This is a genomic window from Psychrobacillus faecigallinarum, assembly GCF_014836595.1.
Lineage (GTDB): Bacteria > Bacillota > Bacilli > Bacillales_A > Planococcaceae > Psychrobacillus > Psychrobacillus faecigallinarum.
The window spans coordinates 135,188-156,990 of sequence record NZ_JACSQO010000001.1 but is presented as its reverse complement, the minus strand read 5'-3'; the positions used below and the strand labels follow the sequence as shown (position 1 = coordinate 156,990).

Below are 21,803 nucleotides of genomic sequence, written 5' to 3'. Positions count from 1 at the left end.
ATAGATAGAGGTGTTATATTGATTAAGAAAACAACTTGTAAAAACGGATTACGTATTGTGTATGAACATATCCCACATGTGCGCTCAGTTGCAGTAGGGATTTGGGTGCAGGCAGGATCTCGCTATGAGCTGCCAGAGGAAAACGGGTTGACTCATTTCATCGAGCATATGTTATTTAAAGGAACTGCTACTCGTTCCGCAAGACAGATTGCTGAAGAATTTGATCGTATTGGTGGAAATATTAATGCCTTTACTTCCAAAGAAAATACTTGTTATTACGCGAAAGTACTAGATCACCATGCAAAATATGCTGTAGAAATTCTTGCAGATATGTTCTTTAACTCCACATTTGACCCAATTGAAATAGATAAAGAACGCCAAGTAGTTCTTGAGGAAATCAAAATGGTAGAGGATACGCCGGATGATATTGTCCATGAATATTTATGGCAGGCTATGCTTCCTAATGATCCATTAGGTGCACCTATACTAGGAACGGAAGAAACATTAAATACATTTACTAGAGAATCCATTATTTCTTATATGGAAAAACACTACACGCCAAAAAATGTAGTGATTTCTGTAGCTGGTAATATTTCAGAGGATTTATTGAATCATATTGAAGCGTTATTTGGCGACTTTAAACAACCGTTAACAGAAGTGACACAGTTCAGTACTCCTACTATAAAACCTGTATATACAGAAAGTCATAAGGACACAGAACAAGCTCACTTATGTCTAGCATATCCAGGACTTAGTGTGAAGGCTGATAACATATACAGTCTGGTTGTGTTGAATAACATACTTGGAGGTAGTATGTCCTCAAGACTATTCCAAGAAATTAGAGAAGAAAAAGGGCTTGCCTATTCCATTTATTCCTATCATTCATCTTACGAGGACACAGGAGTAGTAGCTATATATGGTGGAACATCTTGCAATCAATTAGAAGAATTAAAGAGTTCAATCAATGAAACAATTCAAACTGTCATGGAGCAAGGTTTTACCGAAACAGAAATTTCGAATGCAAAAGAGCAACTTAAAGGAAACCTGCTATTAGGGTTGGAAAGCTCTAATTCTAGAATGAACCGTAACGGTAAAAACGAATTGTTATATGGCAAGCATCGTTCCCTAGATGAAGTAAGTGACACAATCGATGAAGTTACTCTTGAATCGGTAATGGAACTAACAAAAGAAATATTCTCTCATGAACCAGCGGTATCGGTAATCATGCCTAAAGACGTCGAGTGCTAATCGGCGTCTTTTTTTCGTTCTTAAAAAAGCATATACTTTTTTCAAGTGATTAAAGGGAATGATATAGGAGCTTTGTTGACTCAAAAGACTAAAAGAAAGCTAGCTCAAATACATACATTTTTTCGATTACGTCATCAAATATCTTCTGAAAGTTACAAAGCTTGCTTAGAATAGTTTGAGATGCTCCCGTAACCTTTATATTCTTTGTAATATTTACCTATACCACTTTTTCACACACGGAAAGCGACCACCTAAAGTAAAAATTAGCAAATTATAATTCATGCTTTTCACCTATGTTTATAGGATGTATATATAGGACTACATAATTTAAATGAAGCCTATGGGAAGTGTTCTATGCAACAGCCTTTTATTTTAATGGGATTTTAATTCACTTTGTTTTGAAAATGGCATATACATAAGTAGAGATGAACAAGGAGGGGACAGATTGTTACTTTCAGAACTTGCAGAAAAAGAGCTTATTCAAGTGAAGGATGGTACCAGATATGGGAGGCTTGCAGATACTGAATTACTTTTTAATCCACAAACCGGTAAGATACAAGGTTTTGAATTATTTCAAAAATCTTCGTCTTTCTTTCAATCCAATAAAACACCTAGAAAAAAAGAGTTTATATCGTGGGAAGAAATTATTCTCATTGGAAAAGATCGTATCCTTTTTAACGAAACAGACTCATCTATCGAAACCAGTGTATACCCATGAATAAAAAAATTGCGATAATTGGAACTGACCCACGCTTGCACTACTTGCAGCAATCTGTATCAGATTATTTAGACACCCAGCTCTATCCAACGATGACATGGGATAAAGAACTAAGGGAAACCGTCTTTTCATATGAACCAGATATAGTTTTTTTGCCAATCCAACCGATTCATACTGAAGGCCCTTTTGAATTACCTATAAGCTGTCAAACTGTTTTTATAGGGAAATCTACTGAAAGCATAGAGAAGGCAGTAAAAAAGGATAATATACAGACCTTTTATTATCTAGAAGATGAAGAATGGATATGGGACAATGCAAATTTGACTGCTGAGGGATTCATTAATTACTTCTACTCGCAAGAGAAACAAGTAATCTATAACAAAGAATTCATAATTACAGGTTATGGCCGGGTAGGTAAAAGGCTAGCTTTAGCACTGCACCATCTTGGAGCGAAGGTTATTATCTCGGTTCGATCCGAACATCAGCTCTATGAAGCGAAAAGCTATGGTTATCAAATATCTACATTAGATAACTTATTTGAAGAACAGATGAGACCTTCAGTTTACATGATAAATACCATTCCGTCCAAATGGCTAAAAAATGAAAATGCTGTTTATTTTAAAAGAGTTTTTGACCTTGCATCAAACCCAGGGTGTCTCATAGATGTAGAAAACACCCCTCTTAATTATAGTCTCTCTACAAGCTTACCAGGCATGTATTTTCCACAAGATGCAGGGCAATTACTTGCCAGAGCTGTTTTAAAGCATCTGGCTTTCTTAGAGGAGGAAAAATAGTGTTAGAAGGTCTTCGAATTGGTCTTGGGATTACCGCTTCTCACTGTACTTATGAGGAAGTAATTCCAATGATCAAGCAATTTACGGATGTTGGTGCCACTGTAGTGCCCATCATCACGTATTCTGTTTTAACAGCAGCCACTCGATTCGGTACTGGAGAAGAGTGGGTAGAAAAAATAGAAGCTGCAAGTGGCAATAAAGTAGTTTCAAAAATAGTGGAGGCAGAGCCTTTTGGACCTACTAATCCCCTAGACTGTATGGTGATAGCACCAATGACGGGTAATTCAATAAGTAAGCTAGCTAATGCGCAAACGGACTCTCCAGTATTAATGGCTGCTAAGGCTACGCTGCGTAACGGTAAACCTGTCGTTCTAGGGATATCAACTAATGATGCTCTTGGTCTTAATGGCATGAATATTATGAAGCTACTCTCAACTAAAAATATTTACTTTATCCCCTTTGGTCAAGACAGTCCTCACAAAAAACCTAATTCCTTAATAGCTGATTTTAAACAGATTGTGCCCACGGTTGAACATGCAATTGCCTCCAAACAAATACAGCCTTTACTCATAAATTATGAATTATAAATATTAATAATAGTGTATTTTTATAGTATGTATGATACAATATCGCCAATATGTTTTGATTTTTGAAAGGAGAGCTTTACATGTCACAAAAATTTACAACAGCAATTGTAGGGGCTACAGGTGCTGTCGGCCAAAAAATTATTGAAAAATTAGTTGAGAGAAGCTTTCCATTTGCGGACTTAAAATTGTTAGCTTCTAAGAAATCAGCAGGTAAACAAATTGAAGTAAACGGAAAAAACTATACAATCGAAGAAGCCACACCAGAGGCTTTTGAAGGTGTTGACATAGCATTTTTTTCTGCAGGAGGTTCGATTTCGAAAGCATTAGCTAAGGAGGCTAGTAAGAGAGGCGCCATAGTCGTGGATAATACAAGTGCATTTCGAATGGATCCAGATGTTCCATTAGTAGTACCAGAGGTAAATAAGCAAGCCTTGCACGAACAACAAGGAATCATTGCTAACCCTAATTGCTCTACTATTCAGATGGTCGTAGCTTTAGAGCCAATCCGAAAGCAATATGGATTATCAAAAGTTATTGTCTCAACTTATCAGGCAGTATCAGGAGCAGGAGCGGCAGCTATTCATGAATTGACATCTCAGAGTGAGAGAATAGCAGAAAAGCAACCCACTTCTGAAATTTTACCTGTTAAAAGTGAAGAGAAGCACTTTCCGATTGCAGGAAATGTTATCCCACAAATCGATGTGTTCAATGAGGATGGATTTACATTCGAAGAACATAAAATGATGAATGAAACGAAAAAAATTATGTCTCTTCCAGATCTCTCTATTGCTGCTACTTGTGTGAGAGTGCCAGTAGTAACTGGTCATTCTGAATCGGTGTACATTGAGGTAGAAAAGGAAAATGTAACAGTAGCAGATATTAAGCAGCTCTTGGCAAGTGCAGAAGGTGTTACTCTGCAGGATGATCCTAGTGAGCAACTGTATCCTATGCCTTACTTTTCCGAGGATGAAGATGCTGTTTTCATCGGACGTATTAGGAAGGATCCTTCTAGTGAGTATGGCTTCCATATGTGGATCGTTGCTGACAATCTCTTAAAAGGTGCGGCTCTTAATTCAATTCAAATTGCTGAAGCTCTCATCGATGAAAAAATCTTATAATTAATATTATATATACGTTGGATAGGTTAGATAAAACTAACGACATATAAGAATAGTAATGTAAGGAGAAAGATTAACTTTCTCCTTTTCTAACGAAGAAGATAGTCTGTGCTTTTTTAATTGTCAAGCTCCAGCGCAAAGCTCGTCTCAAGTAAGAGCGTTTGCGGTGGCTTAAGAACTGCCTCCTAGCTTTACCATTTGCTAGTCAGGGCAGAATTAGCGCTTGTGCTTTTATTAAAAGGCGAATTTGATAAGAGGTGTAATTCAATGAATATCGGAAATATTTCTACAGCAATGGTGACTCCGTTTCACTCAGACGGTACTATTGACTTTCGCGCAACCGAAGCACTTTTAGAACACTTGCTTTCAAACGGAACAGATTCCCTAGTAGTAAGTGGTACAACAGGTGAATCTCCAACATTATCGACAGATGAAAAACTAAAGCTTATACAATTTGTAGTAGAAAAAGTAAACAATAGAGTACCAGTTATCGCTGGAACAGGTAGCAATAATACAGCTGCATCTATAGAACTTTCTCAAAAGGCAGAAGCTCTTGGAGTTGATGCTTTAATGATTGTTACTCCTTACTACAACAAGCCGAATCAGCGTGGAATGATTGCCCATTTTGAGGCAATTGCATCTGCGACTTCAATTCCCATTGTAGTATATAATATTCCAGGGCGTTCCGTTGTTAATCTGGAGCCTGAGTCGATTGTGGCTCTAAGTAAAATTCCATCCATCCAAATTGTAAAAGAAGCTAGTGGTAGCTTAGATCAAATGACAAAAATTTTAGCGGATACGGATGATGATTTCCTTGTATATAGTGGTGATGACGGATTGACTTTACCATTGCTCGCAATAGGGGGATCTGGAATTATATCGGTTGCTTCCCATGTAATAGGGAAAGAAATGCAAGAAATGATACAACTGTTCCGTCAAGGCGAGCATTTGAAGGCTGCTAAAATACATCAACAAACACTACCTGTGGTTAAAGCGTTGTTCCAACATCCGAATCCCGTAGTAGTGAAATATGCACTTTCTAAAATTGGAGTAGAAACCGGATCTTTAAGACTTCCATTAGTAGAAATGACAAAGGAAGAAAAGCTGGAATTTGATAATGTTTGGGAGAAATATTTAGAAGCCAAGTAATTACGTGAAAAGCTGAAGAATTCAACCTTCAGCTTTTTTTATTTGTGTGAAACGGTGACGTCCGATATAATAAAAAATAGTGGATGTTGGTCGGGTTAACAATTAGGAGGAAAAGAATTGGTAAAAGTTAAAAATGAACTTATTCGTATTATACCGCTCGGTGGAGTTGGCGAAATCGGTAAAGCGATGTACGTAGTAGAAATAGACGATGAAATCTTTGTAGTAGATAGCGGTCTTATGTTCCCGGAAAACGAAATGTTGGGTATTGATATCGTCATTCCTGATATTACGTATTTAGAGGAAAACAAAGATCGGGTTAAAGGAATCTTTTTAACGCATGGACATGAAGACGCAATTGGCTCTATTGCTTATTTACTGCAAAAGATTCAAGCGCCTGTATATGGCTCCAAGCTAACTATTGCTTTAGCAAAAACTCATGTAAAGGCAATGCCAGCAAAGCAACAAGTAAAGTATTTTGAAGTAACAAATAAAAGTCGAATGAACTTCCAAAACACACACGTAACATTTTTTCACACAACACATAGTATCCCGGATTCTTTAGGTATCGTATTCCATACTTCTGAAGGTGCTATTGTGCATACAGGAGAATTTAAGTTTGATCAATCTGCTAGAGGGAAATACCGCCCAGATATAGCAAAAATGGCAGGACTAGGAGAAGAAGGCGTGTTTATCCTCATGTCTGATTCAACAGAAGCAGAAAGACCCGGATATACAACATCAGAAGCAGTTATTGAAAACCAATTATCAGAAACATTCCACGCTGCTAAAGGTCGTATTCTTGTATCTCTTTATGCATCCAATTTTATAAGAATTCAACAGGTATTTGACAAAGCTGCTGAGACTGGCAAAAAAGTTGCTATTGCAGGAAAAAGCTTAGAGAATATCTTTGCTATAGGTTTAGACTTAGGTTATTTTACTGTCCAAGAAGAAACTATGATTCCGATAAAAGAAATCTCTAAATATAACGATGAAGATATTGTAATTATCGTTTCTGGTAATCAAGGAGAACCTTTAGAGGCTTTAGAGAAAATGGTTCGCAAGCATCATAAGGATATTAAGATTAAAGATACGGATACTGTACTTATAACATTTACACCTTCTCCAGGAATGGAAGTTGGAGTATTTAATACGATGAATCTTATCGCAAAAGCTGGAGCAAAAGTTTTGACCTCTAGTAAAAATGTCCACGTATCAGGACATGGTAGTCAAGAGGATTTAAAAATGATGTTAAACCTCACAAAGCCTAAATACTTTATTCCTATTCAAGGGGAGTATCGTATGCTGATAGCTCATTCTAAATTGGCTCAGGACTTGGGGATGGCAAAGTCAGAAATATTTATAGCTGATAAAGGTGATATTGTAGAATACAAAAATGGAAAAATTAGAATGAGTGGAAGAGTACAAGCTGGCAACGTTCTAATAGATGGGATTGGCGTTGGAGATGTAGGTAACATTGTCTTAAGAGACCGTAAACTATTATCTCAGGACGGAATCTTTATCGTAGTAATTACTCTTAACCGTGCTCAAAAGAAAATAGCTTCAGGACCTGAGATTCTATCAAGAGGTTTTGTATACGTAAGAGAATCAGAAGAGTTAATGGATGAATCCGCTAAATTAGTAAGAACAATTGTTGAAAAATATGTGAATAAAGAAACGTTTGAATGGACAAACATTAAACAAGAAATCCGTGATACGCTAAATTCATATTTATTCCAACAAACGAAGAGACGTCCGATGATTATTCCAATTATAATGGAATATTGATATCTTAAATCAGGATTTCCTTTCCCATTGTGGAAGGAAATCTTTTTTATCTTCTGAAGCTGTTATATTTTACCTGTTAAGTGCATGCTATTGGAAAAGATTATTTTTAAACAAAGTAGGTGACATTCGTGGCAAAGAAGAAAACTAAAAAGAAAGTCAAAAAAAATAAGAAAAAATCACTTCATCCATTAATGTTTGAAATTATAGGACTTCTCATATTGGGAATCGCTGTAATTTCTTTCTTTGAATATGGCCTAGTTGGCGAAGTTTTCGCGTATATAGGCTATTTCTTATTTGGTAACTGGCATATTGCAATACCGTTTATGTTCGTTATTTATGCTTTTATAATTATGATAAAACAAACGTTTCCACCATGGAATCATCGTTTGCTGTTAAGCGGTGCATTTATTTTGAGCAGTTTATTAATATTTAGCCATTTAGCACTCTTTGAGCAATTGTTTGAAGGAAAGGCATTAATGTCAAACTCTGTATTAAGGGAAAGTTATAGAGTATTAGTTGAAAGTGGAGGAATTTCAAACAGAAGTAGCTCACTTGGCGGAGGTATGATTGGTGCTATATTGTTTGCATCATTTCATGTGTTGTTTGACTCTGCAGGTGCTAAAGTTATTAGCTGGCTCTTACTTTTAATTGGTATCGTTTTATTAACTGGAAAAGCATTAGTTCCCTACTTAGTAGAGATATCACCTAAGATGGCAGAAAGCTTTAAGAAAAGAGCGAAAAAGGAAAAGCAAAAACCAGCAACAGAGACCAAAAGAGTTTCTCGCAGATCTCGTAAGGATGCAGTAGAGGAAGAGGCTGAGCAAGCTGTTACTATACATGACATGAATCCTGGGCAACAGGAAGAGCCAGAAGTAGCATCCGCTCCTATTATCTCTGCATTCACTGAAAGAATTACGAGAAGAGAAGATCCTGCTGAACAAACAGAACCAACTGAACCTATAGAGATTAACATGGATGCTGATGAACTTGAAAATGAAGATTATCAGCTGCCTAGCATTAATCTGTTGGATTCTCCAGAGCATAATGACCAAAGTGGAGAGTTAAATGCTATACAAGCTAATGCTAAAAAATTGGAGCAAACTTTCTTAAGCTTTGGTGTAAAAGCTAAGGTTATGCAGGTCCACCTAGGTCCAGCGGTTACTAAATATGAAGTTCTACCTGACGTAGGTGTCAAAGTTAGTAGAATTGTGAGCCTTCATGATGATTTAGCACTGGCGTTAGCAGCTAGAGATATTCGAATTGAAGCACCAATTCCTGGAAAATCTGCTGTAGGGATAGAAGTACCTAACAAAGAGGTGGCAATAGTCAGCCTGCGAGAGGTATTGGAAGCAAAAGAGAACAATAAGCCGAGCCAAAAGCTATTGATAGGTTTTGGCCGAGATGTAACAGGACAGGCGGTATTAGCCGAGTTAAACAAAATGCCCCATCTACTTGTGGCAGGTTCTACTGGAAGCGGGAAGAGTGTATGTATTAATGGGATTATTACAAGTATCATGATGCGAGCAAAACCGCATGAAGTGAAAATGATGATGATTGACCCTAAAATGGTTGAGCTAAATGTCTATAATGGCATTCCACATTTATTGGCACCTGTAGTAACCGATCCGCGAAAAGCATCACAGGCACTAAAGAAAATCGTTTCTGAGATGGAAAGAAGATATGACCTGTTCTCTCATACAGGAACTCGTAATATCCAAGGCTATAATGATCATATTGAAAAATGGAATGAGGAAAATGAAGAGAAGCATCCAAAGCTCCCGTTTATTGTAGTAATTGTAGATGAGCTGGCTGACTTGATGATGGTAGCTTCAAGTGATGTAGAAGATTCTATTACCCGAATTGCACAAATGGCTCGTGCGGCAGGAATCCATTTAATAATAGCAACACAAAGACCAAGTGTTGACGTTATTACAGGTATTATCAAAGCTAATATACCTTCAAGAATTGCATTTGCAGTATCTTCATCCGTAGATTCTCGAACTATTCTAGATATGGGTGGCGCAGAAAAACTGCTTGGTAGAGGGGATATGTTATTTCTGCCAGCAGGAAGCTCTAAGCCGGTTCGAGTACAGGGAGCTTACTTATCAGATGCCGAGGTGGAAAGAATTGTCGACTTTGTAATTGAACAACAAAAGGCCAATTACCAAGAAGAAATGATTCCAGATGAAGTGGAAGAATCACAAGAGCAGCTGGATCGTGATGATTTATACGATGATGCTGCGCAGTTGGTTATGGAAATGCAAACGGCATCTGTTTCCTTAATACAAAGACGTTTCCGTGTAGGTTATTCTAGAGCAGCTCGAATAATTGATCAGCTTGAGCTGGGTGGAATCGTAGGACCTTATGAAGGAAGTAAGCCAAGACAAGTGTTAATATCGAAACAAGAGTATGACCAAGATACTCTGTGAGAAATTAATGCGTATAGAAGACTTATTTTAATGCTCGATTTTTATAATACGAAGCAAATTTTATTAGAAAACTAAAGAAAGATAATCGAGAGGCATTTTCTCGGTTATCTTTTTTATTTATGTTTTATATATAAGCACTATAGAAAAAATATGAAATTACTGAATCTATATTTCGATAAAAGTATACCTGTGATATTACTAACATCCAATTGAATTATAATTCTCTATCCAAAAAAACTTTTTTAGACTAAAATAAAGTAAAGAATACAAATATCGAAGAATTCAGTGTTTATAAGCTTTTTGGCAATTAGTATCACACATTAATCCATATATTATGACAAAATGATTACATTTATATAATATTAGTATAAATTCTTTTCTAATATTCGAAAATAAAGTATTTATTTAAAGGATTAAAAATGTTATAGTATGTACTGATTAGTAGGAAAGTTTTACATCAGAGGTCTGATCTCTTCATAATGGTGGTGTTTTAAATGACAATAAAAATGGATCAAAGGCATTTGTACCTACAAGTGATCGATCGTCTTAAACAAGACATTGAAAAGGGGATATTCAAAGAAAAGGAGAAATTACCTTCTGAATTTGAATTAGCCAAGCTCCTTGGGGTTAGTCGAGCGACTTTACGTGAAGCTCTACGTGTGCTGGAGGAAGAAAATATTATCGTAAGAAGACATGGCGTAGGAACCTTTGTTAACTCAAAGCCAGTTTTTACATCGGGGATTGAACAGCTCTCCAGTGTTTCGACGATGATTCGAAACGCAGGCATGGAGCCTGGTACTATTTACCTTAGTTCTATGGAATCAGCTGCTTCGGAGGATGATAGCAAACGTTTCCAATGTGTGGAGGATGCAACTATCGTCACGATGGAACGTGTCCGAACTGCAGACGATGAGCCAGTAGTGTATTGTGTCGATAAAGTTCCACAAGATTATTTGCCGACGGATTTTCTAATTAGAAAAGAAGGATCCATTTTTACTGCTTTGGAGGAAACAGGGGACATTCGTATTTCGCACGCAGTCGCTTACATTGATCCAGTGGGATATCATGAAGTAGCTACGCCGACTTTAAATTGTGAACCAGAGACTTCATTGCTAGTTTTAAAACAACTTCATTATGATGAGAATGATCGTGTAGTTTTATATTCGAAAAATTATTTTCGAGCTGATAAATTTAGCTTTCATGTAGTTCGGAAAAGGGTGTAGAAATAGTTCCTGCTAAGAAGAAAAATAATGGGGGTTTTCAAGTTGACAAAACGTAAATTTGGTTTAGGCTTATCACTTGTATTAGCTGCTGGTACTATTCTTGGAGCTTGTGGTTCTAAAGATGAAGAGAAGACTGACGAAGGTTCAAACACTGGCAGTGGAACAGAAGAAAAAGTAGATTTCTCTTTAGCAATGGTTACTGACGTTGGTGGAGTAGATGACAAATCATTTAACCAACTAGCTTGGGAAGGTATTGAAGCATTTGGTAAAGAGCATGGCCTTAAAAAAGGTGATGGCGGTTATGATTATCTTCAATCTCAATCTGATGCAGATTACATCAATAACATTACTAACCTAGTTCGTCGTGATTTTGACGTAGTTTATGGTATCGGTTTCTTGATGGAAAAGCCAATTGGAACTATTGCTAGTCAACAACCAGATGCTCAATTAGCTATTATTGACTCTATAGTTGATGCTCCAAACGTAGCTTCTGTAATGTTTAAAGAACAAGAAGGATCGTTCCTTGCAGGAGTTGCTGCAGCATTAATGTCTGAATCAAAACAAATTGGTTTTGTTGGTGGAATGGAGATTCCTGTTATTGAACGCTTCGAAGCAGGATTCCTTGAAGGTGTTAAAGCAGTTGATCCATCTATTAAAGTAGACGTTCAATATACTGGTAAGTTTGATGATGCAGCTCTTGGTAAAACAACAGCTAATCGTATGTACTCTTCAGGCGTAGATATTATTTTCCACGCAGCTGGTGGTACTGGTAATGGTGTATTTGCTGAAGCAAAAGAACGTAAAACTAAAGATGCTAATGCTAACGTATGGGTAATCGGAGTTGACTCTGACCAATACGAAGAGGGTGCAGTTGGAGATACTAACGTAACACTTACTTCTATGCAAAAACGTGTAGATGTTGCAGTACAAAACATTGCAAAAGAAGCAATGGATGGTAAATTCCCTGGTGGAAAAACAGTTACTTACGGTTTAGCTGAAGAAGGCGTTCAACTTGCTGATTCTCGCGGAGCTATTCCGGATGATGTTTTAGCAAAAATTGATGAGTATTCTAAAAAGATTGCTGCTGGTGAAATCGTAGTTCCTGAAACTGTAGAATAATTTGACTTAACATCATAAAGACCGACTTGCTCGGTCTTTATGATATTTTAAATTAGTAGAAGAAAGATTTTAAATATTTAAAGTCTTTCCTGTATTAATTTAGTACTAGTATTCAAGTAGGGAGTGAATTCATTGGATTATGTAATAGAGATGCTAGGCATTCGGAAAGAGTTTGGATCGTTTGTAGCAAATGATAATATAACCCTTCAATTGAAGAAGGGAGAAATACATGCTCTTTTAGGTGAAAATGGAGCAGGAAAATCCACTCTAATGAATGTTTTATTTGGTCTATATCAGCCTGAAGGCGGAGAGATAAAAGTTAGAGGTAATTCTGTAAAAATTACCGATCCAAATGTTGCTAATGATCTTGGAATTGGCATGGTTCATCAGCATTTCATGTTAGTAGAAAATTTTACAGTTACTGAAAATATTATTTTAGGTAACGAGCCGACAAGTGGCGGAGTAGTTAATATTAAAGATGCTGCACGTAAAATTGAACAGCTATCAGAAACTTATGGATTAAACGTAGATCCATATGCAAAGATTGAAGATATTTCAGTTGGAATGCAGCAAAGGGTGGAAATTTTGAAAACGCTTTATCGTGGAGCGGAGATCCTTATTTTTGACGAGCCAACTGCTTCACTAACTCCACAAGAGATTAATGAGCTTATACAAATTATGAAGCGCCTTATTAAAGAAGGTAAATCTATTATTCTAATAACTCACAAACTAAAGGAAATTATGGATGTTTCTGATAGAGTGACAGTTATTCGTAAAGGTAAAGGGATTGGGACTGTAATAACAGCAGAAACAAATCCAAATGAATTGGCATCTCTAATGGTCGGTCGTCAGGTCGAATTTAAAACAGTTAAGGGAGAAGCTACTCCTAAGGAAGAAGCGTTAATTATTAAGGAGTTAGTGGTAACTGATTACCGTGGGATTGAAAAGGTAAAAGGATTAAACTTAACTGTTCGTAAGGGTGAAATTCTAGGACTTGCAGGAATTGATGGGAACGGTCAAAGTGAGTTAATTGAAGCCATTACTGGTCTTCGTAAATCTAAAAGCGGATCTATCTTTGTAAATGGACAAGATGTCACAAACAAAAAGCCTCGTAAAGTAACTGAGGCGGGAGTAGGACACATACCACAGGATAGACATAAGCATGGTTTAGTTTTAGATTTTCCAATCGGTCATAATATTGCACTACAAACCTATTATTTAGAGCCTATTTCTAAAAGAGGAATCATTAATTATAAAAAAGTTTCTAATTTAGCTCAAAAAATTATTAAAGAATATGATGTTCGTACACAAGGAGAGCACACATTAGCTCGATCCTTATCTGGAGGTAATCAACAGAAGGCTATTATTGGTCGTGAGGTTGTCCGTGATCCTGAGCTTTTAATTGCAGCACTTCCTACTCGTGGTCTTGACGTAGGAGCTATTGAATTTATTCATCAGCGTTTAATAGAGCAAAGAGATAAAGGAAAAGCAGTTTTACTTCTTTCGTTTGAATTAGATGAGGTAATGAATGTATCTGACCGTATTGCCGTTATTTATGATGGGCAAATTGTAGATACACTTTCTCCTAAAGAAACTACTGAGCAAGAGCTTGGTCTATTAATGGCTGGACAAACTAGAAACAAAGACAACAAACAGGGGGATGTAGAGCATGTCGAATAGAGTAGTAAATATACTTGTCCCTGTTATTTCTGTAATACTAGGGTTAATCGTCGGCGCGATTGTCATGCTAGTAAGTGGATATGATCCTATACTAGGATATTCAGCGTTATGGGAAGGTATATTTGGTGACGCTTATAGAATGGGTGAAACAGTACGCCAAATTACACCTTACCTATTATCAGGGCTTGCGGTAGCATTTGCATTCCGAACAGGTTTGTTTAATATCGGTGTAGAAGGTCAATTACTAGTAGGGTGGTTTGCAGCTACTTATGTTGGAATTGCATTTGACCTACCGATGTATATTCATCTTCCTTTAGCCGTTCTTGCAGCAGCAGTTGCAGGTGGGTTATGGGCTTTCCTTCCGGGGTTATTAAAAGCAAAGCTACAAGTTCATGAAGTAATTGTAACGATTATGATGAACTATATTGCACTCCATACAACTAATGCACTTATTAAAATTGTTGCGGATGGCGGAGACAGTACCGAAGCGATTAAACCAACAGCTTCACTTACATCCGCTTTCTTCCAAAGCATTACTGATTACTCTCGTTTACACTACGGAATTTTCATTGCGCTAGCAATGGTTTTAGTTATGTGGTTTATTTTAGAAAAAACAACTACTGGTTATGAACTGAAATCAGTAGGTTTCAACAAACATGCTTCAGAGTATGCTGGGATGAATGTTTCTAAGAATATTATTCTATCAATGGTTATCTCAGGTGCTTTTGCTGGTCTAGCTGGGGCTATGGAGGCATTGGGTACATTTGGTTACGCAAGCTCAAAGGGTGCCTTTACTGGTATCGGATTTGATGGAATCGCCGTAGCTTTACTTGGGGCGAATACACCTCTAGGAGTAATTTTTGGTGCTACATTATTTGGCTCGCTTAAATATGGAGCAACCAATATGCCGAACGCAGCGGGAGTACCAATAGAAATCGTATCAATCGTTATTGCGATTATTATTTTCTTCGTTGCATGTGGATATGTCATTCGCTATTTCCTTGAAAAGATTAGTAAGAAAAAGGAGGCGAACTAAATGAGCTTTTTAGACGTATTATATTTCATTATTCCATCAGCAATTTTCTATGCAGCCCCTTTGGTTTTCACAGCTATTGGAGGAGTTTTCTCTGAAAGATCAGGTGTGATTAACATCGGACTTGAAGGTATGATGGTTATGGGTGCCTTTATCGGGATTATTTTTAACTTAACGTTTGTAGATACTTTTGGTTCTATGACTCCGTGGGTTGCTGTAATTGCAGCAATGCTTGTTTCTGGTCTATTTGCATTACTTCATGCGGTGGCTTCTATTTCATTTAGAGCTGACCAAACGATTTCAGGGGTAGCAATTAACATGCTAGGTATTGCGATTGCCTTGTTTTCTGTAAAAATGATTTATGACAAAGGACAAACAGATTATATTGAAGAACGCTTTATCCGTTTTGATATCCCTGGTTTAAGTGAAATACCTATAATCGGTCCAATGTTATTTAAGGATGTTTACTCTACTTCTATATTAGCTGTTGCAGTAGCAATTCTTGCTTGGTTTGTTATTTATAAAACTCCATTTGGACTTCGTCTTCGTGCTGTAGGTGAACATCCGATGGCTGCAGATACAATGGGAGTTAATGTTAAGAAAATGCGTTATATTGCCGTAGTACTATCTGGTATGTTAGCAGGTATTGGTGGAGCTGTTTATTCTCAATCAATTTCTGGGGAATTCAGTCATACAACAATTAACGGTCAAGGATTCATGGCACTAGCAGCTATGATTTTTGGTAAATGGCATCCGCTTGGTGCACTAGGAGCAGCATTATTCTTCGGGTTTGCACAAGCATTAAGTATTGTAGGAGGTCAAATTCCTTACATTGATCAAATTCCAAGCTTTTATTTACACATTTTACCGTATGTATTAACTATTCTTGCTGTAGCTGGATTCATAGGAAAAGCTAATGCACCTAAAGCAAGTGGAATTCCATACATTAAAGGGAATAGATAAAAATATATTAATTGAGTTATTTTCATATAATAATGACTTTTGAAATTGATTCAACTAGTAAGTTTTTGGGCAATAAATGGGACAACTAATAAAATAATCTTATTTATGTAAAAGGGACCAATCATTTGGTCCCTTTTGTTTGTATTGATATAATTAGAAGATGTATAGTGAAAAGGTATATGAGCAACACTAGAAAGAAAAAGGGGGAATTATTTTCATGTTTCAACATTTTGAATTAGCCAAAGGTGTTCAGCTTTATATAAGACCTACTGAGCAATTTAAGACCATTAATATTTCTTTTAAATGGAAAAAACCATTAACTGTAGAAACAGCAGCTATTCGTGCTGTCTTAGCAAATGTGCTGCAGTATAGTAATGCAGAATATCCTACCTACGCTTCTTTTAGAAAGCGATTAGATGAATTATTTGGAGCTATTTTATATTTTGATACATCTAAAAAGGGTTTAAACCATATTTTTTCTTTAAATGCTGAAACGGTAAACGACGCATATTTGTCCAATGAAACTGTAGTTGATGAGGTACTTTCATTACTGCAGACAGTTCTTTTTAAACCGAACTTGGACAACGGGAAATTTGTAGAGTCAGTAGTAAAAAGAGAGAAAGAGCAAGTTATAGAGCGTATCCAGTCAATGTATGATGACAAAACCCGCTTTGCACAACAAAGATTACTTGAGAATATTTTACCCAACCATCCTGCCTCTATTAGTGCAAATGGTAATGTGGAAACAGTAAAACAAGTGACTAATGAGCAGCTGGTAGAAATGCATCAAACTTTGCTGACAAAAGAACCACTGTCAATTTATATTGTAGGAGATGTAAATGTAGAAGAAATGAAAGCTAAAATTGGAGAGTATTTCCCATTTGAAGGCCGTTCTGCAGACATCCCTAAAGAAACCGAAAGTGCTGTTTCAACTATCAACACAGATTTTGTCCATGAAAAACAAGACATGAAGCAGGGGAAATTACATATTTCTTACCGTACTCCAGTCACGTTTTACTCTAAAGAGTTTCCAATCATGCAAATTACTAATGGTATTTTGGGAGGCTTTGCACATTCAAAAATATTTATGAATGTGCGTGAAAAGGAAAGTATGGCATATTATGCTTCTAGTAGCTTTTCTTCTCTTTATGGCCGTATTTTTGTTCTTGCAGGGATTGATCCTACAGTAGAGGAAAAAGCTGTAGCATTGATAGACGAACAGTTAAAAGAGATGCAAAATGGAGAAATAACAGATTTAGAAATCAATCAAACAAAATCAATGCTTAAAAACCAACTAAAAGAATCCCTTGACTCTGCTAGGGCACAAATAGAAATCTATGATCAATATAAAGAACTTGATGAATCCTTCACAGTGGAGAACTGGACAGCTAAGTGGGAAAAAGTAACGAAGGAGCAAATTCAAGAGATGGCAACAAACATCCAAAAAGAATTTGTCTATTTCTTATCTGGTAAGGACGGTGCAGACAATGAATAAAACTCACTTTGAACAATTAGAAGAAACGCTCTACCATGAAGAACTTTCCAATGGATTAAATGTTTATATTTTGCCAAAGAAAGGCTTCTCTAAAACTTATGTAACCTTTACAACAAAATACGGTTCAATTGACCGAGAATTTATCCCACTTGGAAAAAAAGATCCTGTCATAGTGCCTGACGGAATAGCCCACTTTTTAGAACATAAAATGTTTGAAAAAGAAGAAGGGGATGTTTTTCAAAAATTTAGTGAAAACGGGGCTTCTGCTAATGCATTTACTTCCTTTACTAGAACCTCCTATCTGTTTTCTTCTACTGACAATATTTTAGAAAACACAAAAACTCTTCTTGATTTTGTACAGGAGCCATATTTTACTGAGCAAACGGTGGAAAAGGAAAAGGGTATAATCGGCCAAGAGATTACAATGTACGATGATCAGCCGGACTGGCGTTTATACTTTGGAACGATTGAAAATATGTATAAGGAGCATCCGGTGAAAATTGACATAGCAGGAACAATCGAGTCAATTAGCCATATTACAGCGGAACATTTATACGAGTGCTACAATACTTTCTATCACCCATCTAATATGGTGCTGTTCGTAGTGGGAGCAGTAGATCCTAAAGAGATGATGGAATTTGTAAAAGATAATCAAGCGAAGAAGGATTTTAAAGCTCCGGAGGAAATTGTTCGTTTTTATCCAGAGGAGCAAACGCAGGTGGATAAAAAAGAGCGTACATTAAAAATGGATGTCCAAAAATCCAAGCTTCTATACGGTGTCAAATCGAGTAATGTTAATATTACTGGGGAAGAGATGCTAAACTATGAGTTGGCAATGCAAGTTGCTGTTGAACTTATATTCGGTAGAACCTCCGCCTTTTTCCAAGATGTTTATGAAAAAGGACTAATCGATGAATCCTACAGCGCAGACTTCTCGATGGAAGAAGGGTATGGTTTTGCGATGATTGGTTCAGATACTGCTAACGTGGATGAACTTAGTCAGAGTATAAAAGAAACTATTAACAAGTTCGCAACAAATTGGACATTTGAAGAGAAAGACTTAAAACAAATTACAAGAAAAAAAATCGGGCATTTCTTGAGAGCGCTCAATTCTATTGAATATATTGCAAACCAATTTACGCGCTATAAATTTAATGATATGAATTTATTCGACGTAGTGCCTGCTTTAGAAAATCTGAAAATGGAGCAGGTTAAAACAGCTTTTGAAGCGTTTAAGGACGAAAATACACATACCGTATTTAAGATTATTCCTTCGAAAGAAACAAATAATGGATAAAAGATTTGCGTTAGTAGTAGGAGCATCTGGAGAGATAGGGATTGCAGTCAGCCATAGCCTGGCAGAGTCGGGATGGTCCTTATACCTTCATTTTGCTAGCAACAAAGAAAAAATGGATGAACTATTAACTACTTTGAATCTTGCTTATCCTGAACAGGAATTTATATCTATTCAAGCTGACCTCTCAGACTCTAATGCAATAGAAATAATGGCAAATTCTATATTCTCATTGCAATCTGTAGTATTTGCCCAAGGGCATAGCTTGTATAAAGGACTGGAGGAAACTGCTTTAAATGAGATTCAGAAGCTTTTCCAAGTTCATATTGAGCATCCAATGTTTTTAGTTGGGAAGTTATCTCCGAAGCTACGTAAACATGAACATAGCTCAATCATCTTTGTCGGCTCTATTTGGGGTGAGACAGGTGCTTCCTATGAAGTTGCCTATTCTGCTGCCAAGGGTGCTCAGCATGCTTTCGTTAAGGCTTATGCGAAAGAGGTTGCCATGCAGAAAACAACGGTGAATGTGGTCGCTCCAGGTTTCATTGATACGAAAATGAATGCTCATCTAGACGAAGAATCACGAAATCTTATATTAGAAGAAATTCCTTCAGGTGTATTCGGTAACCCACAGGACGTAGCGAATGTCATCGCCTTTTTGGCTAGTGAAAAAGCATATTATATTACCGGCCAAATTATCCGAGTAAATGGTGGATGGTATATTTAAGTAAAAGAAAAGAGAGAATTGCCTCTCTTTTCTTTTTTCCTTTTATTCAGGTATAAAATCATATATGATAGAACTATTAATGAAGTGAAAACGTCATTCTAAACAGGGAGGAATACATGATGGCAAGTGAGTGGTTTTTTGAATATGAAATTCAAGTAAATCGTCCCGGACTTTTAGGAGACATTTCTTCTCTATTAGGTATGTTACGAGTAAATATAGTTACAATTAATGGAGTGGACGAGGGTAGACGTGGTATGCTCATTAAGGCAGAGAAAAAAGAAAATATTGAACGCTTTGAGCACATCATTTCCACAATGGAAACGATTCATTTGACTAAATTCCGTGAGCCTAAGTTAAGAGACCGTTTAGCTGTTCGTCATGGAAGGTACATACAAAGAGATGCGGATGATAGAAAGACTTTTCGTTTTGTAAGAGACGAGCTTGGACTTCTTGTTGATTTTATGGCTGAAATTTTTAAACAGGAAGGACACAAGCTGATAGGTATAAGAGGGATGCCACGAGTTGGAAAAACAGAGTCTGTAGTGGCGGCTAGTGTATGTGCGAACAAAAAGTGGATTTTCTTATCGTCTACCATGATTAAGCAAACTATTAGAAATCAGCTCGCAGGAGATGAATTCAGTGATCGTAATATTTTTATACTGGATGGTATTGTTACCCGAAAATCAAACGATGAAAAACATCTTCAGCTAGTAAGGGAAATGATGAGGATGCCTACTATTAAAGTAGTTGAGCATCCAGATATGTTCATCCAGCATTCAGAATATTCCATTGAAGATTTTGATTATATAATTGAGCTTCGCCATAGTCCTGATGAGGAAATAACGTATGAAATGATGGAGAAGAATCACGGTATGTCCGACAAGGGAATGGGTGGCTTTGGCGGATTTGGCGGATTTAATTTTTAACGGGTAGGTGTTTTATATGACTGAACTTGGAACTCGCTTAAAAGAAGCGAGAATAGCAAAAGGCTATAGTATTGAGGATTTACAAGAAATAACTAAAATACAAAAAAGATATTTGGCGAATATTGAAGAAGGAAACTATTCAACAATGCCAGGAGCCTTTTATGTAAGAGCTTTTATTAAGCAATATGCAGAAGCTGTCGGCTTAAATGGCGATGAACTTTTAGAAACTTACAAAGCAGAAATTCCAAGCCCTGCAAATGAGGAAGTTGCTAAAAGCATACCAACTACACCATCAAGAAGAACCTTAGGTGGGCGATCTTCGAATAAGTTTATGGAGATAGTGCCGATGATTATAGTTGCATTGTTTATTGTAGCGATTATTGTGATTGTATGGGTATTAAGACAGAATTCGCCTGAAGCAGACGATTCAAGTGAATTGAAAACTGAAGAAAATGTAACACTAGAAACAAACCGTCCTTCAACTGATCAAACAGCAGTAGATAACGAAGAGGAAGAAAAGGAAAAAGAGGCAGTAGTGGAGGAAGAGGAAGAGGCAGAGAAACCTACACCTGAGCAAGTGGTTACCTTAGTGGGAACCGAGGGAGAAACTACTACTTATACTGTCAGCGGTTCAGAGACTTTTAAGCTTAAAGTTGTGGCTAATAGTGCTAAAACTTGGTTAAACTTAAAAGATCAGGATAGTAATAAATTATATGATAGCTGGGTCAATTCAGGGACTCCATACGAATTGGATGTAACAGATAAGTCCCAAATCCGTGTTCGTGTTGGGGATGTTCCAATCAGCGAGGTATATATTAATGACCAGTTAGTAGAATTTCCAACGGATAAAAGCCCACAAAATTTAGTTATACAGTTCAACAAATAGTCATCGATGAGATGGCTATTTTGTTTGAAAGATGAAAGGAGTTTTTCAAAATGAATATACCAAATAGAATTTCTATGTTTCGAATTTTTTTAATCCCAATTTTTATGATTTTTATGCTAGTAGACTTTAACTGGGGAGAAGTTAGCTTTTTAGGTGCAACAATCCCAACAAACCATCTAATAGGTGCAATTATTTTTATTATCGCCTCTATTACTGACTTTATCGATGGCTATTACGCTCGAAAATATAATTTAGTAACGAATATGGGTAAATTTTTGGACCCATTAGCAGATAAATTGCTTGTGTCAGCGGCATTAATAATTCTCGTGCAGTTTGGAGTTGCGCCAGCTTGGGTAGTTATATTAATTATCAGCCGCGAATTTGCCGTGACTGGACTACGATTAATTTTAGCTAATACTGGAGAGGTAGTGGCGGCAAACCAGCTTGGCAAGATAAAAATGTGGACACAAATAATTGCGATTTCATCCTTACTATTAGGAAATGTATTCTTTGAAATGTTCAACTTCCCATTCGATATGATTATGCTGTATGTTTGTCTATTCTTCACAGTATGGTCGGGATTTGATTATTTCTATTTGAATCGCAAAGTGTTACTTGACTCAAAGTAG

At 36.7% G+C, this 21,803-nt stretch carries 19 protein-coding genes; all 19 read left to right on the top strand.

Translation table 11 applies throughout. The features are described 5' to 3' along the window. Nucleotides 1–18: 18 nt before the first annotated feature. The 19 genes from H9650_RS00865 (at nt 19) to pgsA (ending at nt 21,803) form a co-directional block, all read left to right on the top strand. Entirely contained in the window at nt 19–1,248 is a 1,230-nt protein-coding gene (locus H9650_RS00865) for a M16 family metallopeptidase (RefSeq protein WP_144538098.1), read from the top strand. 445 nt (nt 1,249–1,693) lie between these two features. Further along, nucleotides 1,694–1,966 (top strand): YlmC/YmxH family sporulation protein, encoded by a 273-nt coding sequence (locus H9650_RS00860; protein WP_144538099.1) that lies wholly within the window; start codon nt 1,694–1,696, stop codon nt 1,964–1,966. After that, on the top strand, nt 1,963–2,760 hold the full coding sequence (locus H9650_RS00855; RefSeq protein WP_191696369.1) for an NAD(P)-dependent oxidoreductase: 798 nt from the start codon (nt 1,963–1,965) through the stop codon (nt 2,758–2,760). The genes H9650_RS00860 and H9650_RS00855 overlap by 4 nt, the downstream gene beginning before the upstream one ends. After that, entirely contained in the window at nt 2,760–3,347 is a 588-nt protein-coding gene (locus H9650_RS00850) for a dipicolinate synthase subunit B (protein ID WP_151110509.1), read from the top strand. Before H9650_RS00855 ends, H9650_RS00850 begins: the two co-directional genes overlap by 1 nt. 80 nt (nt 3,348–3,427) lie before the next feature. After that, complete coding sequence (locus H9650_RS00845; protein WP_144538102.1) at nt 3,428–4,465, top strand: aspartate-semialdehyde dehydrogenase; 1,038 nt, start codon at nt 3,428–3,430, stop codon at nt 4,463–4,465. A 267-nt stretch (nt 4,466–4,732) separates the two neighbouring features. Further along, nucleotides 4,733–5,614 carry a 4-hydroxy-tetrahydrodipicolinate synthase gene (dapA, locus tag H9650_RS00840; RefSeq protein ID WP_144538103.1) on the top strand — a complete coding sequence of 294 codons (882 nt, stop codon included), beginning with the start codon at nt 4,733–4,735 and terminating at the stop codon, nt 5,612–5,614. 117 nt (nt 5,615–5,731) lie between these two features. Continuing rightward, a complete protein-coding gene (locus H9650_RS00835) occupies nt 5,732–7,399 on the top strand; it encodes a ribonuclease J (protein WP_144538104.1) in 1,668 nt (555 codons plus the stop codon). A gap of 119 nt (nt 7,400–7,518) precedes the next feature. Next, on the top strand, nt 7,519–9,828 hold the full coding sequence (locus H9650_RS00830) for a DNA translocase FtsK (RefSeq protein WP_404814863.1): 2,310 nt from the start codon (nt 7,519–7,521) through the stop codon (nt 9,826–9,828). A 494-nt stretch (nt 9,829–10,322) separates the two neighbouring features. After that, nucleotides 10,323–11,051: a GntR family transcriptional regulator gene (locus H9650_RS00825; protein WP_144538105.1), complete on the top strand. Its 729-nt coding sequence runs from the start codon at nt 10,323–10,325 to the stop codon at nt 11,049–11,051. Between the two features lie 42 nt (nt 11,052–11,093). Further along, nucleotides 11,094–12,170 carry a BMP family lipoprotein gene (locus H9650_RS00820; RefSeq protein WP_144538106.1) on the top strand — a complete coding sequence of 359 codons (1,077 nt, stop codon included), beginning with the start codon at nt 11,094–11,096 and terminating at the stop codon, nt 12,168–12,170. Between the two features lie 132 nt (nt 12,171–12,302). Beyond that, a complete protein-coding gene (locus H9650_RS00815) occupies nt 12,303–13,850 on the top strand; it encodes an ABC transporter ATP-binding protein (protein ID WP_144538107.1) in 1,548 nt (515 codons plus the stop codon). Next, on the top strand, nt 13,840–14,886 hold the full coding sequence (locus tag H9650_RS00810; RefSeq protein WP_144538108.1) for an ABC transporter permease: 1,047 nt from the start codon (nt 13,840–13,842) through the stop codon (nt 14,884–14,886). Before H9650_RS00815 ends, H9650_RS00810 begins: the two co-directional genes overlap by 11 nt. Continuing rightward, nucleotides 14,887–15,846, top strand: a complete 960-nt coding sequence (locus tag H9650_RS00805; RefSeq protein WP_144538109.1) for an ABC transporter permease — start codon at nt 14,887–14,889, stop codon at nt 15,844–15,846. It begins immediately after the preceding gene. A gap of 217 nt (nt 15,847–16,063) precedes the next feature. Next, nucleotides 16,064–17,341 (top strand): EF-P 5-aminopentanol modification-associated protein YfmF, encoded by a 1,278-nt coding sequence (gene yfmF, locus H9650_RS00800; protein WP_144538110.1) that lies wholly within the window; start codon nt 16,064–16,066, stop codon nt 17,339–17,341. Continuing rightward, nucleotides 17,334–18,638: an EF-P 5-aminopentanol modification-associated protein YfmH gene (gene yfmH, locus H9650_RS00795; protein ID WP_151110496.1), complete on the top strand. Its 1,305-nt coding sequence runs from the start codon at nt 17,334–17,336 to the stop codon at nt 18,636–18,638. The genes yfmF and yfmH overlap by 8 nt, the downstream gene beginning before the upstream one ends. Next, a complete protein-coding gene (gene ymfI / locus H9650_RS00790; RefSeq protein WP_191696367.1) occupies nt 18,631–19,362 on the top strand; it encodes an elongation factor P 5-aminopentanone reductase in 732 nt (243 codons plus the stop codon). The genes yfmH and ymfI overlap by 8 nt, the downstream gene beginning before the upstream one ends. A 119-nt stretch (nt 19,363–19,481) precedes the next feature. After that, nucleotides 19,482–20,288, top strand: a complete 807-nt coding sequence (locus H9650_RS00785; RefSeq protein WP_144538113.1) for a DUF3388 domain-containing protein — start codon at nt 19,482–19,484, stop codon at nt 20,286–20,288. Between the two features lie 16 nt (nt 20,289–20,304). After that, complete coding sequence (locus H9650_RS00780; protein WP_151110490.1) at nt 20,305–21,174, top strand: helix-turn-helix domain-containing protein; 870 nt, start codon at nt 20,305–20,307, stop codon at nt 21,172–21,174. A gap of 50 nt (nt 21,175–21,224) precedes the next feature. Next, nucleotides 21,225–21,803, top strand: a complete 579-nt coding sequence (pgsA, locus tag H9650_RS00775; protein ID WP_144538115.1) for a CDP-diacylglycerol--glycerol-3-phosphate 3-phosphatidyltransferase — start codon at nt 21,225–21,227, stop codon at nt 21,801–21,803.

Excerpts from the sequence above, each read along its gene's own strand:
- pgsA (WP_144538115.1), top strand. The coding sequence starts at position 21,225 with ATGAATATACCAAATAGAATTTCTATGTTTCGAATTTTTTTAATCCCA.
- H9650_RS00810 (WP_144538108.1), top strand. The coding sequence starts at position 13,840 with ATGTCGAATAGAGTAGTAAATATACTTGTCCCTGTTATTTCTGTAATA.
- dapA (WP_144538103.1), top strand. The coding sequence starts at position 4,733 with ATGAATATCGGAAATATTTCTACAGCAATGGTGACTCCGTTTCACTCA.
- ymfI (WP_191696367.1), top strand. The coding sequence starts at position 18,631 with ATGGATAAAAGATTTGCGTTAGTAGTAGGAGCATCTGGAGAGATAGGG.
- H9650_RS00805 (WP_144538109.1), top strand. The coding sequence starts at position 14,887 with ATGAGCTTTTTAGACGTATTATATTTCATTATTCCATCAGCAATTTTC.
- H9650_RS00845 (WP_144538102.1), top strand. The coding sequence starts at position 3,428 with ATGTCACAAAAATTTACAACAGCAATTGTAGGGGCTACAGGTGCTGTC.
- H9650_RS00785 (WP_144538113.1), top strand. The coding sequence starts at position 19,482 with ATGGCAAGTGAGTGGTTTTTTGAATATGAAATTCAAGTAAATCGTCCC.
- H9650_RS00825 (WP_144538105.1), top strand. The coding sequence starts at position 10,323 with ATGACAATAAAAATGGATCAAAGGCATTTGTACCTACAAGTGATCGAT.
- H9650_RS00780 (WP_151110490.1), top strand. The coding sequence starts at position 20,305 with ATGACTGAACTTGGAACTCGCTTAAAAGAAGCGAGAATAGCAAAAGGC.
- yfmF (WP_144538110.1), top strand. The coding sequence starts at position 16,064 with ATGTTTCAACATTTTGAATTAGCCAAAGGTGTTCAGCTTTATATAAGA.
- yfmH (WP_151110496.1), top strand. The coding sequence starts at position 17,334 with ATGAATAAAACTCACTTTGAACAATTAGAAGAAACGCTCTACCATGAA.
- H9650_RS00855 (WP_191696369.1), top strand. The coding sequence starts at position 1,963 with ATGAATAAAAAAATTGCGATAATTGGAACTGACCCACGCTTGCACTAC.